Genomic DNA, 14,057 nt, shown 5'->3' with positions numbered 1-14,057 from the left:
CGTGGTCTTCGCGATGTTCGCCGGATTCCACTTCTGGTGGCCGAAGTTCACCGGCAAGATGCTGGACGAGCGGCTCGGCAAGATGACGTTCTGGACGCTGTTCGTCGGCTTCCACGGAACGTTCCTGGTGCAGCACTGGCTGGGTGCCGAGGGAATGCCGCGCCGTTACGCGGACTACCTCGCCGCCGACGGCTTCACCGCCCTGAACACGATCTCGACGATCTCCTCCTTCGTGCTCGGGCTGTCGATGCTCCCGTTCATGTACAACGTGTGGAAGACCGCCAAGTACGGCAAGAAGATCGAGGTCGACGACCCGTGGGGCTACGGCCGTTCGCTCGAATGGGCGACGTCCTGCCCGCCCCCGCGGCACAACTTCCTCAGCCTGCCGCGGATCCGTTCCGAATCCCCGGCGTTCGACCTGCACCACCCGGAGATCACGGCGCTCGAGCAGCTGGATCACCTGTCCGAGGGTGACAAGGTCCTCGTGGGCGGCAAGGAGGACGGCAAGTGAAGATCCAGGGCAAGCTCTTCATCTGGCTGAGCGTCTTCATGCTGGCCATGGCCGTCACGTACGGCGTCTGGTCGAAGGAGCCGGTCGGTACCACCGCGCTGGTCCTGTCCTTCGGGCTGACCATCATGATCGGCTTCTACCTGGCCTTCACGGCCAACAGGGTCGACGCGATGGCCCAGGACAACAAGGAGGCCGACGTCGCGGACGAAGCCGGTGAGGTGGGCTTCTTCTCGCCGCACAGCTGGCAGCCGCTCTCGCTGGCCATCGGTGGAGCCTTCCTCTTCATGGCCGTCGTCTTCGGCTGGTGGCTGGCCTACTTCTCGGCCCCGCTGCTCCTGGTCGGTCTCTTCGGCTGGGTCTTCGAGTACTACCGGGGAGAGAACCGCACCCAGTAGGACACGCCTCCACAGGACGTGTTGCACCCGTACGGGGGCCCGGCCCGCTCAGTGATGAGCGGGCCGGGCCCCCGTTTGCAGTCACTGAACGCGCTGGATCGGATGAATCTTCTTAGCGTGGGTTCATGAACCACACGCCGCGCATCCGCACCGTAGTGAGCTCCACTCTGCTGGTCGTGACCCTGGTCGCAGGTGCGACCGCCTGTGGCGAGCCCGAAGGTCATCCGCTGTCGCTGAAGCCGCACGACGCCGCCGACCTGGTCTCATTCAACGGCCCGTCCAAGGACGAGAAGGCCGACCCCGACAAGCCCCTCGAAGTCACCGTCAAGGACGACGACGCCAGGATCACGGACGTGACGGCAGTCGACACCGACGGCCGCCACCTGGCGGGCGAACTCGACGCCGACGGCAAGCGGTGGCACTCCACCACCTCGCTCGCGGCCGGCACCCGATACACCGTCAAGATCACCACCGAGAACGGCGACGGCGCTCCCGGCAGCCGTACGTACGCTTTCGGCACGGCCTCGGCCAAGAAGTTCCTGAAGGTGACCTTCGGCCCGCAGACGGGCACCTACGGCGTCGGACAGCCCCTCACAGCGGAACTCAGCGCTCCGGTAACCGGCAAGGCCGCCAGGGCCACCGTGGAACGCGGGCTGCAGGTCCGTTCCGCCCCCGCCGTCACCGGCTCCTGGCACTGGGTCGACGCCAAGACCCTGCACTACCGGCCCAAGGAGTACTGGCCCGCCGACGCCAGCATCGAGGTCCGCAGCAACCTCAAGGGCATAAAGGTGACCAACGCCCTCCACGGCAGCGCCGCGAAGCCCCTGAAGATCACCACCGGCGACCGCATAGAAGCGATCACCGACGCCTCGGACCACTCCATGACCGTCCTGCGCAACGGTGACGTGATCAACACCCTCCCCGTCACCACGGGCAAGCCGGGCTTCGAGACCCGCAACGGCGTCAAGGTGGTGCTGGCCAAGGAGCAGTTCGTACGCATGCGCGGCGAGAGCATCGGTATCGCCGCCGGCTCCTCGGAGTCCTACGACCTGCCCGTCTACTGGGCGACACGCGTCACCTGGAGCGGTGAGTACGTCCACGCGGCGCCCTGGTCGACGGGTTCCCAGGGCAACGCCAACGTGAGCCACGGCTGTACGGGGATGAGCACCGCCGACGCCCAGTGGTTCTTCGAGACCGTACGCGAGGGCGACATCGTCAAGGTCGTCGGAAGCGACGGCGAGACGATGACGCCGTTCGACAACGGCTTCGGTGACTGGAATCTGGCCTGGGACGCCTGGCTGAAGGGCAGTGCCCTGCACGGGGACGGCACGCCGGACACGGGCACCGACGTCCTGACGGCGCGGCTGCGCCCCCAGGTCTGATCCGGCCGGGAGTGCGCCGCGCCCCGGAGGGACACCGCGGAGGGGTTCGGGGCCCCTCCGCCTCAGGCCTCCACGGAGAGCCTGTGGCGCAGCAGGGAGGCCAGGGCGTCCGCGAAGCCGACCGGGTCGACCGGATGCGTCACGGCGGCGTCCGCACGGCTCCACGTGGCCAGCCAGGCGTCCTGCGGCCGTCCGATCAGCAGCAGCACGGGCGGGCAGTCGAAGATCTCGTCCTTGATCTGCCGGCAGACGCCCATTCCGCCCGCGGGGGCCGTCTCGCCGTCCAGGACACAGACGTCGACACCTCCCCGGTCCAGTGCGCTCAGCACGGCGGGCAGGGTGGCGCACTCCAGGAACTCCACCGGTGGCACGTCCGCCGCAGGCCTGCGCCCGGCTGCCAGCCTCACCTGCTCGCGGGTGTTGGCGTCGTCGCTGTAGACCAGGACCGTGGCGGTCGGCTGCATTGTTCCTCCGTGACGTCTGTGTCTTCGGGGCTCTCGGGGCATGAACCGATGGGCGGATCGTACTCCGACGGACTGCTTGTCAGCACCGGTAAAGACAGCGATTCGATGGGCCGTTCGGTGAGGACACACACCACTGACACACCGAACGGCACCCCCCGGAGTGAGGGCGGGATAAGCGACCGACATAATGTCGGTCGTGGCGACAGCAACGACAGTAGAAACCGGGCACGCGCACCCGTCGGTCAATCGACCGAACCTCACCAGCGTCGGAACCATCATCTGGTTGAGTTCCGAGCTGATGTTCTTCGCGGCCCTCTTCGCGATGTACTTCACCCTGCGATCGGTGATGGGACCCGATCACTGGAAGGAGATGGCCGACCATCTGAACTTCCCGTTCTCGGCGACGAACACCACGATCCTGGTGCTTTCCTCTCTCACCTGCCAGCTCGGCGTTTTCGCCGCGGAGCGGGGCGATGTGAAGAAGCTCCGCACCTGGTTCATCATCACGTTCGTGATGGGTTCGATCTTCATCGGAGGCCAGGTCCTCGAGTACACCGAGCTGGTCAAGGAGGCGGGTCTCTCCCTGTCCTCCGACCCGTACGGTTCGGTGTTCTACCTGACGACCGGCTTCCACGGTCTGCATGTGACAGGCGGTCTCATCGCCTTCCTGCTCGTCCTGGGCAGGACATACGCGGCCTCGAGATTCACCCATGAACAGGCCACCGCCGCCATCGTCGTGTCCTACTACTGGCACTTCGTCGACGTCGTCTGGATCGGTCTGTTCGCCACGATCTACATGATCAAGTAACCGGGTTCGCACCCGCCCACCATCGACGCAGAAGATCCTGACACCGGGGTAATCCGTGAAAAAGCTCTCCGCACGACGACGCCATCCGCTGGCGGCGGTCGTCGTACTACTCCTCGCGCTGGCGGCTACCGGGGGGCTGTACGCCGCGTTCGCGCCTGCGGGTAAGGCGCAGGCCGACGAAACCGCCCAGTCCCTCGCCATCGACGAGGGCAAGAAGCTCTACTCCGTGGGCTGCGCCAGCTGCCACGGATCCGGCGGTCAGGGCACCACCGACGGGCCGTCCCTCGTGGGCGTAGGCTCCGCCGCCGTCGACTTCCAGGTCGGTACCGGACGCATGCCGGCTCAGCAGCCGGGCGCCCAGGTACCGAAGAAGAAGGTCATCTACACCCAGGCCGAGATCGACCAGCTCGCGGCGTACGTCGCGTCCCTGGGCGCCGGTCCGATCACGCCGACCGAAAGCCAGGTCGACCCCGCAGGCGCGGACGTGGCCAAGGGCGGTGACCTGTTCCGCAACAACTGCGCGCAGTGCCACAACTTCACCGGCAAGGGCGGCGCCCTCACCGAGGGGAAGTACGCCCCGAATCTCGAAGGCGTGAGCCCGAAGCACATCTACGAGGCCATGCAGACCGGCCCGCAGAGCATGCCCTCCTTCCCGGACAGCACCATGCCGGAGCAGGAGAAGAAAGACATCATCGCGTACATCGAGACCGTCAACGGTGATGAGTCGGAGTCCCCCGGTGGGCTCGCGCTCGGTGGCCTCGGCCCCGTCAGTGAAGGTCTCTTCGGCTGGATCTTCGGCCTGGGCGGCCTGATCGCCATCGCCGTATGGGTCGCGGCCCACACCGCTAAGGCCAAGAAGTCATGAGTAGCCAACAGATTCCAGAAGAGAACCTGCCGGAAGTGCAGGACACCGCGCACGGCGCGGTAGAGGGTGCGGGCGATCCGTTCGCCGACCCGGGGCTGCCGGCCCACAGGCCGCGCATCCAGGACATCGACGAGCGGGCCGCGAGGCGCTCCGAGCGAGCCGTCGCCTTCATGTTCACGTTGTCCATGCTGGCGACGATCGGCTTCATCGCCTCGTACGTCATCTTCCCGGTGGACAAGATCGTCTACATCTGGCCGCTCGGCCACGTGAGCGCGCTCAACTTCTCCCTGGGCATGACCCTGGGACTGGCGCTCTTCCTCATCGGCGCGGGTGCCGTCCACTGGGCGCGCACCCTGATGTCCGACGTCGAGGTCGCCGACGACCGGCACGCCATCGAGGCGACGCCCGAGGTCAAGGCCAAGGTCATGGCCGACTTCGCGGCCGGTGCCAAGGAGTCCGCGATCGGGCGGCGGAAGCTGATCCGCAACACCATGTTCGGTGCGCTGGCCCTGGTGCCGCTCTCCGGTGTGGTGCTGCTGCGTGACCTCGGTCCGCTGCCGGAGAAGAAGCTCCGCAAGACCCTGTGGGCCAAGGGCAAGCAGCTCGTCAACATGAACACCATGGAGCCGCTGCGTCCCGAGGACGTCGTCGTCGGTTCGCTGACCTTCGCCATGCCCGAGGGCCTGGAGGAGGACGCGCACGACTTCCAGACGCAGATCGCCAAGGCCGCCCTGATGATCATCCGCATCGAGCCGGACAACATCAAGGACAAGCGCGAGCGCGAGTGGGCCCACGAGGGAATCGTGGCCTTCTCCAAGATCTGCACCCACGTCGGCTGCCCGATCAGCCTGTACGAGCAGCAGACGCACCACGTGCTCTGCCCGTGCCACCAGTCCACCTTCGACCTCTCCGACGGCGCCCGCGTCATCTTCGGTCCGGCCGGTCACGCCCTTCCGCAGCTGCGGATCGGCGTGAACAGCGAGGGCAACCTCGAAGCGCTCGGTGACTTCGAAGAGCCCGTCGGTCCTGCCTTCTGGGAGCGCGGATGAGTACTGCGACGGAAACACAGCGCAAGGCGCCCGCCGGTGAGCGGGTCGCCGACTGGGCGGACGGCCGGCTGGGCATCTACGGCCTGGCCAAGGCCAACATGCGCAAGATCTTCCCGGACCACTGGTCCTTCATGCTGGGTGAGATCTGCCTCTACAGCTTCATCATCATCATCCTCACGGGTGTGTACCTGACGCTGTTCTTCAACCCGAGCATGAACGAGGTCGTGTACCACGGCTCCTACGAGCCGATGAACGGCATCCGGATGTCCGCGGCCTACGCGTCGACGCTGGACATCAGCTTCGACGTCCGCGGTGGTCTGCTGGTCCGGCAGATCCACCACTGGGCCGCGATCATCTTCCTCGCCGGCATGTTCGTGCACATGTTCCGGGTGTTCTTCACCGGTGCGTACCGCAAGCCGCGCGAGATCAACTGGCTGTTCGGCTTCCTGCTCTTCGTGCTCGGCATGTTCACCGGCTTCACCGGCTACTCGCTCCCGGACGACCTGCTCTCCGGTACGGGTGTGCGCTTCACGCAGGGCGCGATCCTGTCGATGCCGATCGTCGGTACGTACATCTCGATGTTCCTGTTCGGCGGGGAGTTCCCCGGTACGGACATCATCTCGAGGTTCTACTCGATCCACATCCTGCTGCTCCCGGGCATCATGCTCGGGCTCGTGGTCGGCCACCTCATCCTGGTCTTCTTCCACAAGCACACGCAGTTCGCCGGCCCGGGCAAGACGAACAAGAACGTCGTCGGCATGCCGCTGCTGCCGGTCTACATGGCCAAGGCCGGAGGCTTCTTCTTCCTGGTCTTCGGTTTCATCGCGATCCTCTCCGCGGTCGCCACGATCAACCCGATCTGGGCGCTCGGCCCGTACCGTCCCGACCAGGTGTCCACGGGCGCCCAGCCGGACTGGTACATGGGCTTCGCGGAAGGCTTCGTCCGTGTGATGCCCGGCTGGGAGATCAACCTCTGGGGCCACACGCTGGTCCTGGGCGTACTCATCCCGCTGGTCCTGTTCGGTGTCGTACTCGGGGCACTCGCCCTGTATCCGTTCATCGAGTCCTGGATCACCGGGGACAAGCGCGAGCACCACATCCTGGACCGTCCGCGCAACGCCCCGACCCGTACCGGGCTCGGTGTCGCCTGGGTGACGATCTACTTCGTCATGCTGATCGGCGGCGGTAACGACATCTGGGCGACGCACTTCCACCTGTCGCTCAACGCGATCAGCTGGTTCGTACGGATCGCCTTCTTCGTCGGCCCGGTCCTGGCGTTCGTCGTCACCCGGCGGATCTGCCTCGGCCTCCAGCGCCGGGACAAGGAGAAGGTGCTGCACGGGCGCGAGTCCGGCACCATCAAGCGCCTGCCGCACGGTGAGTTCGTGGAGATCCACGAGCCGCTCAGCCCCGGGCAGCTGCACACGCTCACGGCGCACGAGCAGTACAAGCCGGTCGAGATCGGCCCCACGGTCGACGAGAACGGTGTCGAGCGCAAGCCGTCGGCGCTCCAGAAGCTGCGGGCCAGGCTCAGCAAGAGCTACTACGGCGAGGACAACCAGATCGCCAAGCCCACCGCCGAGGAGTACAAGGAGATCACCAGCGGCCACGGCCACCACTGATCACCCCAGCTGAACGCCACAGCGGGAGCCCCGTCCATCCGATGGACGGGGCTCTTCGCTGTCCCCGGGGCTGGATAGGGTGGGAGGCATCCTTATATCGGCTGTGGACCCCAGGAGCGGACCATGAACGTTGTGACCCCGGACGGCGGCGACAGCGTGGCGGACCGTACCTGGCCCGGCGTGCTGACTCCCCTCCTGCGCGGCGAGCACCTCGGCGCGGACGACACCGCGTGGGCCATGGACCGCATCATGAGCGGCGAGGCCACGGACGTGCAGATCGCCGGCTTCGCGGTCGCCCTGCGGACCAAGGGCGAGACCGTCGACGAGGTCACCGGCCTCGTGCGCGCCATGTACGAGCACGCCCACACCATCCATGTGCCCGGCCGCACGGTCGACATCGTGGGGACCGGTGGCGACATGGCCAAGACGGTCAACATCTCGACCATGTCGGCGATCGTCGTGGCCGGGACGGGCGCGAAGGTCGTCAAGCACGGCAACCGGGCCTCCTCGTCGGCGAGCGGGGCCTCCGACGTGCTGGAGAAGCTCGGCGTCAACCTCGAACTGACTCCGCAGCGCGTCGTCGCCGTCGCCGAGGAGGCGGGCATCACCTTCTGCTTCGCGGTGAAGTTCCACCCCGCCCTGCGGTACGCGGCCAGGGCGCGCAAGGAGCTCGGCACCCAGACCACGTTCAACATCCTCGGCCCTCTCACCAACCCGGCCAGGGTGCGTTCCCAGGCCATCGGGGTCGCCGACCCGAAGATGGCGCCCATCGTGGCGGGCGTGCTGGCGGACCGGGGGAACTCCGCGCTCGTCTTCCGGGGTGACGACGGGCTCGACGAGCTGACCACCACGGCGACCTCGCGCGTCTGGGTCGTCCGCGAAGGCACCGTCCGCGAGGAGGCCTTCGACCCGCGCGACGTCGGGCTGGACCTGGTCCCCGTCGAGGCGCTGCGCGGCGCGGACTCCGCGTACAACGCGGATGTGGCCCGTCGGCTGCTCGACGGGGAGGCCGGCCCGGTGCGCGACGCCGTGCTGCTCAACTCGGCTGCCGCGCTGGTCGCACTGGAACCGGGCGAGGGCACGCTGAGCGAGCAGCTCTCGGGCGGGATCGAGCGGGCCGCGGAGTCGATCGACTCGGGAGCGGCCAAGCGCGCGCTGGAGCGCTGGGTGGCGGCCAGCAACGCCTGAAGGCGCACGATTTGAGCAAGGGCGCAGTCCGGATCGCGGACTGCGCCCTTGCGCGTCGCCGTGGATATGGCAAGATGCTGCGCAGGTCATGAGTGACAGCGACTACGGCCCCGGCCCGCTGTCCGGCAACCCTCCGTCCGTGGCGGGGTGCCCCGGGTGAAGACCAGGCCGCAGGCAGCGAGGTCTGTGGCAAGCGCGGGCCCCTCGGCATCGTTGGATGCCACCCCTTGGGGTCCTGGTCCCAGGGAGCCTCTTGTGAGCAAGCGAATGCGATAGGGCGCGACGCCCTCCTCCGCACACCCTTTTTTCTTCCTTCTCCGCGCCGCTGCGTACCGCCGGCGCGTGGATCTCGCCTGCCTTTCACGGGAGTTCGCCATGTCTGTCTCCACCGCTGCCGTCGACCAGTCCGTTTGTGCCCCGCTGCCGGTTCTGGGTGCCGATGTCACCGTTCCGCTCGTGACCGGCGGAGATGTCACCTATGCCGCCCTCGACTACGCGGCCAGCGCCCCGGCTCTCCAGCGGGTGTGGGACGACGTGGCCGCCTACGCCCCGTACTACGGCAGCGTGCACCGCGGTGCCGGATATCTCTCGCAGCTCTCCACCGACCTGTTCGAGAGCAGCCGCGTGACCGTGGCGGAGTTCCTCGGCTGCCGCGCGGACGACCAGGTCGTCTTCACCCGCTCGACGACCGACTCCCTCAACCTGCTGGCCGCCGCGCTGCCCGCGGACTGCCAGGTGTTCGTGTTCGAGACCGAGCACCACGCCTCGCTGCTGCCCTGGCGCGACGCCCGGGTGACCTACCTCGACGCGCCCCGCACCCCGGACCAGGCGGTCGCCACACTGGAGCGTGCCCTGGCCGGCCGCGAGCCCTACGGCCCCGCGCTGGTCTGCGTCACGGGCGCGTCCAACGTCACCGGTGAGCTGTGGCCGGTGAAGGAACTCGCCGCCGCCGCCCACGCCCACGGGGCGCGGATCGTGCTCGACGCCGCGCAGCTGGCGCCTCACCACCCCGTGGACATCGCCGAGCTGGACGTCGACTGGGTCGCCTTCTCCGGTCACAAGCTGTACGCGCCCTTCGGCTCGGGTGTGCTCGCGGGCCGGGCGGACTGGCTGCTGGCCGCGGAGCCGTACCTCGCCGGCGGCGGTGCCTCCCGGAAGGTCGCCCGGCGCACCGACGGCGGTGTGGACGTCGAGTGGCACACCACCGCGGCCCGGCACGAGGCCGGATCGCCCAACGTCATCGGCGTCTACTCCATCGCCGCCGCCTGCAAGGCCCTGACCGAGGCCGGCTTCGACCGGCTCGTCGCGCGTGAGCAGCAGCTGGTGACCCGGGTCCGCGAGGGCCTCGCCGGCGTCCCCGAGGTCAAGGTGCTCTCGCTGTTCGGCGACGACGCCCCGAGGGTCGGCGTCATCTCCTTCGTGGTCGAGGGATGGAACAGCTCGCACTTCGCCGCGGCGCTCTCCGCCGAGTACGGCATCGGGGTCCGCGACGGCCTGTTCTGCGCCCACCCGCTCGTGCGGACCCTGCTGGGCAGTGAGCCCCAGGACCCGGGCGAGTGCGGCGCGCCGGAGGCCGCGCCGGGGGAGAGGTCCCTCAACGCCATCCGGGTGAGCTTCGGCGCCGGCACGCCGGACGAGCACGTCGAGCGCTTCCTCGGCGCCGTCCGCGAGCTGGTGAGCAAGGGCGCCCGCTGGACCTACCGCACCGAGGAGGGCCGCTGCGTGCCCGACCGGGGCGCCGCCCAGGTCTGAGCGATCCGCGCGAACGGCTCCGGCCGGGGACGGGCTCCGCGCCCCGTCCCCGGCCGGAGCCGTTCGCCGTACGAGGTCTCAGGCGTCGAGGCCGATGGCGAATGCCGCCTCGAGGTCGTGCTGCGAGTACGTGCGGAAGGCCACGTGGGTGTCGGTGGCCTCCACGCCCTGGATCTTGCTGATCCGGCCGGGGATGACATCGGCCAGATCATCGTGCCGGGCCACCCGGACCATGGCGATCAGGTCGTACGTGCCGGTGACCGAGAACACCTCGCTGACGCTGTCCAGCGCGGCGATGGCCTCGGCGATCTCGGGAATCCGGTCCACGCTGGTTTTGATGAGCACGATCGCGGTGATCACGGCTGGCTTTCTCCCTCAGTGGCCGTGGCTGGAGACTTCACTGTAGTACCCCGGAACCGCACCCAGGCGTAGAGGAACCCGGCCACGAAACCCGCCACGTGCGCGAGGTACGCCACGCCCGGGCCGGTGCCCGCGTTCTGCGCCGCCAGCCACTGCAGGGCGAACCAGAACACGAGCACGATCCAGGCCGGGAAACGCAGAGGCAGGAAGAAGAGGAACGGGAAGAGGCTCGTGACCCGGGCCCGGGGGAAGAGGCGGAGGAACGCGCCGAGCACCGCGGAGATGGCCCCCGACGCGCCGACCAGTGTCTGGTCGGAGTCCGCGTGCACCACCGCGTAGGCCACCAGGGCGAAGTAGCCGCACGCGAGATAGAAGAGGGCGAACTCCGCGCGGCCCATGCGCTCCTCGGACATCGCGCCGAACACGTACAGGAAGAGCATGTTGCCCAGCAGGTGCAGCCAGCTGCCGTGCACGAAGAGCGCGGTCAGCGGGGTCAGTGCCGCATGCGCGGAGCCGTCCACGAGTTCGCTGGGGATCACGCCCCACCGCTCGAAGTACCCGGCCTGGGCGGCCAGAAGCGCGTCGGCACCGCCGTAGGCGGGGTTGAACCCGGAGAGCGGGCTGGTCAGGAACACCGCGCAGCACAGCGCCATCAGCCCGGACGTGACGGCGCCGCCCGCCGCTGCCGCCGTCCCGACCGCTCTGACCCGCTCCCGCCAGTCCGCTTCCCGCCGATACATCACGTACAGAGCATGACGTACCCGTCGAGAACGGGACAGACCGCCTCGCCGTGCCGATAGGTATGCGCAAGGCCGTAGGGTTGCCGCAGGACATCCGCAGTTCGACGGCGCACCGCGAGATCGAAGACCTGGGCACGCAGAAGACTCGACGAACGACGAAAGAGGACGCAACGATGACGACGGTTCCCCAGCCGACGGACGGGACCCGCTGGCGCTGCACGCTCTGCGGCAACCTCACCCGTTTCGACGTGACGCGTTCCTCGAAGGTCGTGGAGTACGTGCATCTCGACCTGGCCGGGGAGTCGAGTGTCGAGGAGCGCGAGGTGGTCAGTGAGACCATCGAGTCGGTGCGCTGCCGTTGGTGCAACGCCGTGGACCAGATCGAGCTGGTCGACAGGCCCGGTGCCGACTCCTGACGGGGCCGTGCGGACAGACACATTGGGGTGATGGATGGTGGAGCAGCCGACAGGCGGCGCCGAACCGGCCGATGCGGCCGACGGCACCGCGGAGTCGCTCGACCGTCCGCTGCCCGAGGGCGTCCGCCGCAAGGTGGTGGCGCTGGTCTCGGATGCGTTCGGCGGCCTGACGGTCGGCGAACTGCCGTCCCAGTTGCGGCAGTATGCCCGCTTCACCCCGAGCAGGCGCGCCAAGTTCGCGGGTAACGCGATGGCCGCGGCCCTGGAGAGCGACCCGGTCTTCCGCCGCCGCATCGGTGAGCGCATCGGTCAGACCCAGCCGGAGCTGGCCGAAGCGCTCACCTCCGGCGCGCCGCCGGCGGCCGCCGACCCCGTCGACGTGGCCGCCGCCGCCTACGTGCTGCGGCCGGCCGGCTGGGTCAAGCTGGTGGCCGCGGCGGGCGAGGAGGTCCAGCGTGCCCACGCCGAGCGGGCGGACGAGGAGACCAGGCGCGAGCTGGAACGGCTGCGCGAGGAGCTCGACCGCGCCCGGGGCCAGACCCGGGCCGACACCGAACGGCTGCGCTCGGAGCTCGAGGCCTCCCGCAAGGAGGCCGACTCCCTGCACCGCAAGCTCCGCAGCGCCCTCAGCGAGGTGAAGCGCGGAGAGGCGGCGCTGCGCAAGGCCGGTGCCGAGGCCGACACCGTGCGGGCCGAAGCCGCGGCACAGGTGTCCGCCGCCGAGAGCGAGTCCCGCCGGCTCAAGGCGCGGCTCTCCGAGGCGGAGGCTTCCGTCGAGGCGGGCCGCCGGGCTGCCCGGGAAGGGCGCTCGGTCGAGGACATGCGGCTCCGGCTGCTCCTGGACACCGTGCTCGACGCCGCACAGGGCCTCCGCCGTGAACTGGCGCTGCCTCCTTCCTCGCTCCGTCCCGCGGACGGCGTGGAAGCGGTGGAGCCCGGCCGGATGTCACCCAAGGACATTGCGGCCAGGGCCCTTTCGGAGACCGATCCGGCGCTGCTCGACCAGTTGCTCGCCCTGCCGCAGGCGCACCTGATCGTCGACGGCTACAACGTGACGAAGACCGGTTATCCGCAGATGCCCCTGGAGAAGCAGCGGTTGCGCCTGCTGGGCGGTCTCTCGGTGCTCGCGGCACAGACCGGAGCTGAGATGACCTGTGTCTTCGACGGCGCCGAACTGGCGGCCCCGGTCCTGCTCGCACCACCGCGCGGAGTCCGCGTGCTGTTCAGCAAGGCCGGGGTGACCGCGGACGAGTTGATCAGGCAGCTGGCGCGCGCCGAACCGGCGGGCAGACCCGTGGTCGTGGTCTCCACGGACCGCGAGGTCGCCGACGGCGTCGCGAAGGCGGGGGCGCGGCCGGTCGCGTCCGCCTTGCTCCTCAAGCGCCTTTCGCGCGTCTGAGGCGTCTTGCGAGACATGGGCGACTTGCCGGAATTCATGGAACGTACCGTCAAGTCGCCGCTACACGCAGTGCGGTGAAAGTAAAGAAGTTCCTGGTGTGACGAGATTTTGCTCGTGAGGATTTGAACTGATCACAAGATGGTCACTAAGGTCAGGCCTCGAACCTTCGCACGGTTGATTGCCCACCCGGGGTGACAGCGAAGGAACCGCCGACGTCGTCCCAAGCAGCCGAGCCGCACCCGCGTGACCGTGCTCACCGCGACCGCCGCCGCAGCCGTGGCCCTGACCTCTCAGGCCGCCCACGCCGACCCCAAGCCGACCAAGAGCGAGGTCAAGGCGAAGGTCGACAAGCTCTACCACGAGGCAGAGGTCGCCACCGAGAAGGCCAACGGCGCCAAGGAGCAGCAGGACAAGCTCAAGAAGCAGGCCGACGCGCTCCAGGACAAGGTCGCCCGCGGCCAGCTGGACCAGCTGACGGCCAAGCAGGCCGAGTCGCTGCAGAAGATCCAGGCGAAGCAGCGCACCCTCGCGCAGCAGCGCCAGGAGGCGCAGGGCAAGCTCGCCGACCTCGCCGACGTCCGCAAGACGCTGAACGAGAACAAGAAGAAGTACCAGGGCAAGCTGGCCGACGCGCAGAAGCTGCTCAACACCCTCACCGCCGCCGAGCGCGCCAAGATGGCCGAGGACGAGCAGCGCGCCAGCCGTGCCGCCGGCGACCGGGTCGAGCTCGGCAACGAGGTCCCCGCGTCCGCCCGTGGTGCCGCCGCCCTCCAGGCCGCCGCCACGCAGCTGGGCAAGCCGTACGTCTCCGGCGGCTCCGGGCCCAACTCGTTCGACTGCTCGGGTCTGACCCAGTGGGCCTACGCCCAGGCCGGTGTCCAGATCACCCGCACCACGTACACGCAGGTCAACGACGGTGTGCAGATCGGTCGCAGCGCGCTCAAGCCGGGCGACCTGGTCTTCTTCAGCAACACGTCGCACGTGGGTCTGTACGCGGGCAACAACCAGGTCCTGCACGCGCCGTACCCCGGCCAGGTGGTCCGGTACGAGGCGATGGAGTACCTGGGCGCCTTCCAGTTCGGCGTGCGCGTCTGACGCCCGAACGG

At 68.6% G+C, this 14,057-nt stretch carries 15 protein-coding genes and 1 riboswitch; of the genes, 12 read left to right on the top strand and 3 right to left on the bottom strand.

The genetic code is table 11. The features are described 5' to 3' along the window. The 3 genes from OO67_RS24215 to OO67_RS24205 all read left to right on the top strand — a co-directional run. The coding region (locus OO67_RS24215) for a cbb3-type cytochrome c oxidase subunit I (RefSeq protein WP_208861073.1) at positions 1–511 on the top strand (511 nt) is incomplete at its 5' end. Beyond that, entirely contained in the window at positions 508–906 is a 399-nt protein-coding gene (locus OO67_RS24210; protein ID WP_033303390.1) for a cytochrome c oxidase subunit 4, read from the top strand. The genes OO67_RS24215 and OO67_RS24210, both read left to right, overlap by 4 nt. A 125-nt stretch (positions 907–1,031) precedes the next feature. Continuing rightward, complete coding sequence (locus OO67_RS24205) at positions 1,032–2,288, top strand: L,D-transpeptidase (protein WP_033303389.1); 1,257 nt, start codon at positions 1,032–1,034, stop codon at positions 2,286–2,288. Between the two features lie 62 nt (positions 2,289–2,350). On the opposite strand, the gene OO67_RS24200 is transcribed toward OO67_RS24205, so the two are convergent. Then, entirely contained in the window at positions 2,351–2,752 is a 402-nt protein-coding gene (locus OO67_RS24200; RefSeq protein ID WP_033303387.1) for a response regulator transcription factor, read from the bottom strand. Between the two features lie 187 nt (positions 2,753–2,939). Here OO67_RS24200 and ctaE point away from each other — a divergent pair, with 187 nt between their 5' ends. From ctaE to OO67_RS24170, 6 genes are all read left to right on the top strand, one after another. Next, positions 2,940–3,560, top strand: coding sequence for an aa3-type cytochrome oxidase subunit III (ctaE, locus tag OO67_RS24195; RefSeq protein ID WP_033303385.1), 621 nt, complete (start codon positions 2,940–2,942; stop codon positions 3,558–3,560). Positions 3,561–3,615: 55 nt separating this feature from the next. Beyond that, complete coding sequence (gene qcrC / locus OO67_RS24190) at positions 3,616–4,425, top strand: cytochrome bc1 complex diheme cytochrome c subunit (protein ID WP_033303383.1); 810 nt, start codon at positions 3,616–3,618, stop codon at positions 4,423–4,425. Continuing rightward, a complete protein-coding gene (gene qcrA, locus OO67_RS24185; protein ID WP_033303382.1) occupies positions 4,422–5,474 on the top strand; it encodes a cytochrome bc1 complex Rieske iron-sulfur subunit in 1,053 nt (350 codons plus the stop codon). Before qcrC ends, qcrA begins: the two co-directional genes overlap by 4 nt. Further along, a complete protein-coding gene (gene qcrB, locus OO67_RS24180; RefSeq protein ID WP_033303381.1) occupies positions 5,471–7,096 on the top strand; it encodes a cytochrome bc1 complex cytochrome b subunit in 1,626 nt (541 codons plus the stop codon). The genes qcrA and qcrB overlap by 4 nt, the downstream gene beginning before the upstream one ends. A gap of 123 nt (positions 7,097–7,219) precedes the next feature. Next, positions 7,220–8,284 carry an anthranilate phosphoribosyltransferase gene (trpD, locus tag OO67_RS24175; protein ID WP_033303379.1) on the top strand — a complete coding sequence of 355 codons (1,065 nt, stop codon included), beginning with the start codon at positions 7,220–7,222 and terminating at the stop codon, positions 8,282–8,284. Between the two features lie 84 nt (positions 8,285–8,368). Beyond that, positions 8,369–8,486, top strand: a riboswitch (SAM riboswitch). A gap of 173 nt (positions 8,487–8,659) precedes the next feature. Next, on the top strand, positions 8,660–10,036 hold the full coding sequence (locus OO67_RS24170) for an aminotransferase class V-fold PLP-dependent enzyme (RefSeq protein WP_033303377.1): 1,377 nt from the start codon (positions 8,660–8,662) through the stop codon (positions 10,034–10,036). 78 nt (positions 10,037–10,114) lie between these two features. On the opposite strand, the gene OO67_RS24165 is transcribed toward OO67_RS24170, so the two are convergent. Then, a complete protein-coding gene (locus tag OO67_RS24165) occupies positions 10,115–10,396 on the bottom strand; it encodes an Lrp/AsnC family transcriptional regulator (RefSeq protein ID WP_033303376.1) in 282 nt (93 codons plus the stop codon). Continuing rightward, a complete protein-coding gene (locus OO67_RS24160) occupies positions 10,393–11,136 on the bottom strand; it encodes a rhomboid family intramembrane serine protease (RefSeq protein WP_078598202.1) in 744 nt (247 codons plus the stop codon). Before OO67_RS24160 ends, OO67_RS24165 begins: the two co-directional genes overlap by 4 nt. A 173-nt stretch (positions 11,137–11,309) precedes the next feature. On the opposite strand from OO67_RS24160, the gene OO67_RS24155 reads away from it, so the two are divergent. The 3 genes from OO67_RS24155 (at position 11,310) to OO67_RS24145 (ending at position 14,046) form a co-directional block, all read left to right on the top strand. Continuing rightward, positions 11,310–11,552: a hypothetical protein gene (locus OO67_RS24155; protein WP_014156692.1), complete on the top strand. Its 243-nt coding sequence runs from the start codon at positions 11,310–11,312 to the stop codon at positions 11,550–11,552. Between the two features lie 37 nt (positions 11,553–11,589). Next, positions 11,590–12,951 carry an NYN domain-containing protein gene (locus tag OO67_RS24150; RefSeq protein ID WP_208861076.1) on the top strand — a complete coding sequence of 454 codons (1,362 nt, stop codon included), beginning with the start codon at positions 11,590–11,592 and terminating at the stop codon, positions 12,949–12,951. Between the two features lie 243 nt (positions 12,952–13,194). Beyond that, a complete protein-coding gene (locus OO67_RS24145) occupies positions 13,195–14,046 on the top strand; it encodes a C40 family peptidase (protein WP_033303372.1) in 852 nt (283 codons plus the stop codon). Positions 14,047–14,057: the final 11 nt, after the last annotated feature.

It is taken from the genome of Streptomyces atroolivaceus (assembly GCF_000717025.1).
In the GTDB taxonomy this organism is placed as follows: Bacteria; Actinomycetota; Actinomycetes; order Streptomycetales; family Streptomycetaceae; genus Streptomyces; species Streptomyces atroolivaceus.
This window is presented reverse-complemented; position numbering and strand designations above follow the sequence as displayed.

What these genes read in the sequence shown, in the direction of transcription:
- ctaE (WP_033303385.1), top strand. Translation starts at nt 2,940, where the DNA reads ATGTCGGTCGTGGCGACAGCAACGACAGTAGAAACCGGGCACGCGCAC.
- OO67_RS24170 (WP_033303377.1), top strand. Translation starts at nt 8,660, where the DNA reads ATGTCTGTCTCCACCGCTGCCGTCGACCAGTCCGTTTGTGCCCCGCTG.
- qcrA (WP_033303382.1), top strand. Translation starts at nt 4,422, where the DNA reads ATGAGTAGCCAACAGATTCCAGAAGAGAACCTGCCGGAAGTGCAGGAC.
- OO67_RS24155 (WP_014156692.1), top strand. Translation starts at nt 11,310, where the DNA reads ATGACGACGGTTCCCCAGCCGACGGACGGGACCCGCTGGCGCTGCACG.
- OO67_RS24205 (WP_033303389.1), top strand. Translation starts at nt 1,032, where the DNA reads ATGAACCACACGCCGCGCATCCGCACCGTAGTGAGCTCCACTCTGCTG.
- OO67_RS24160 (WP_078598202.1), bottom strand. Translation starts at nt 11,136, where the DNA reads ATGTATCGGCGGGAAGCGGACTGGCGGGAGCGGGTCAGAGCGGTCGGG.
- qcrB (WP_033303381.1), top strand. Translation starts at nt 5,471, where the DNA reads ATGAGTACTGCGACGGAAACACAGCGCAAGGCGCCCGCCGGTGAGCGG.
- OO67_RS24200 (WP_033303387.1), bottom strand. Translation starts at nt 2,752, where the DNA reads ATGCAGCCGACCGCCACGGTCCTGGTCTACAGCGACGACGCCAACACC.
- trpD (WP_033303379.1), top strand. Translation starts at nt 7,220, where the DNA reads ATGAACGTTGTGACCCCGGACGGCGGCGACAGCGTGGCGGACCGTACC.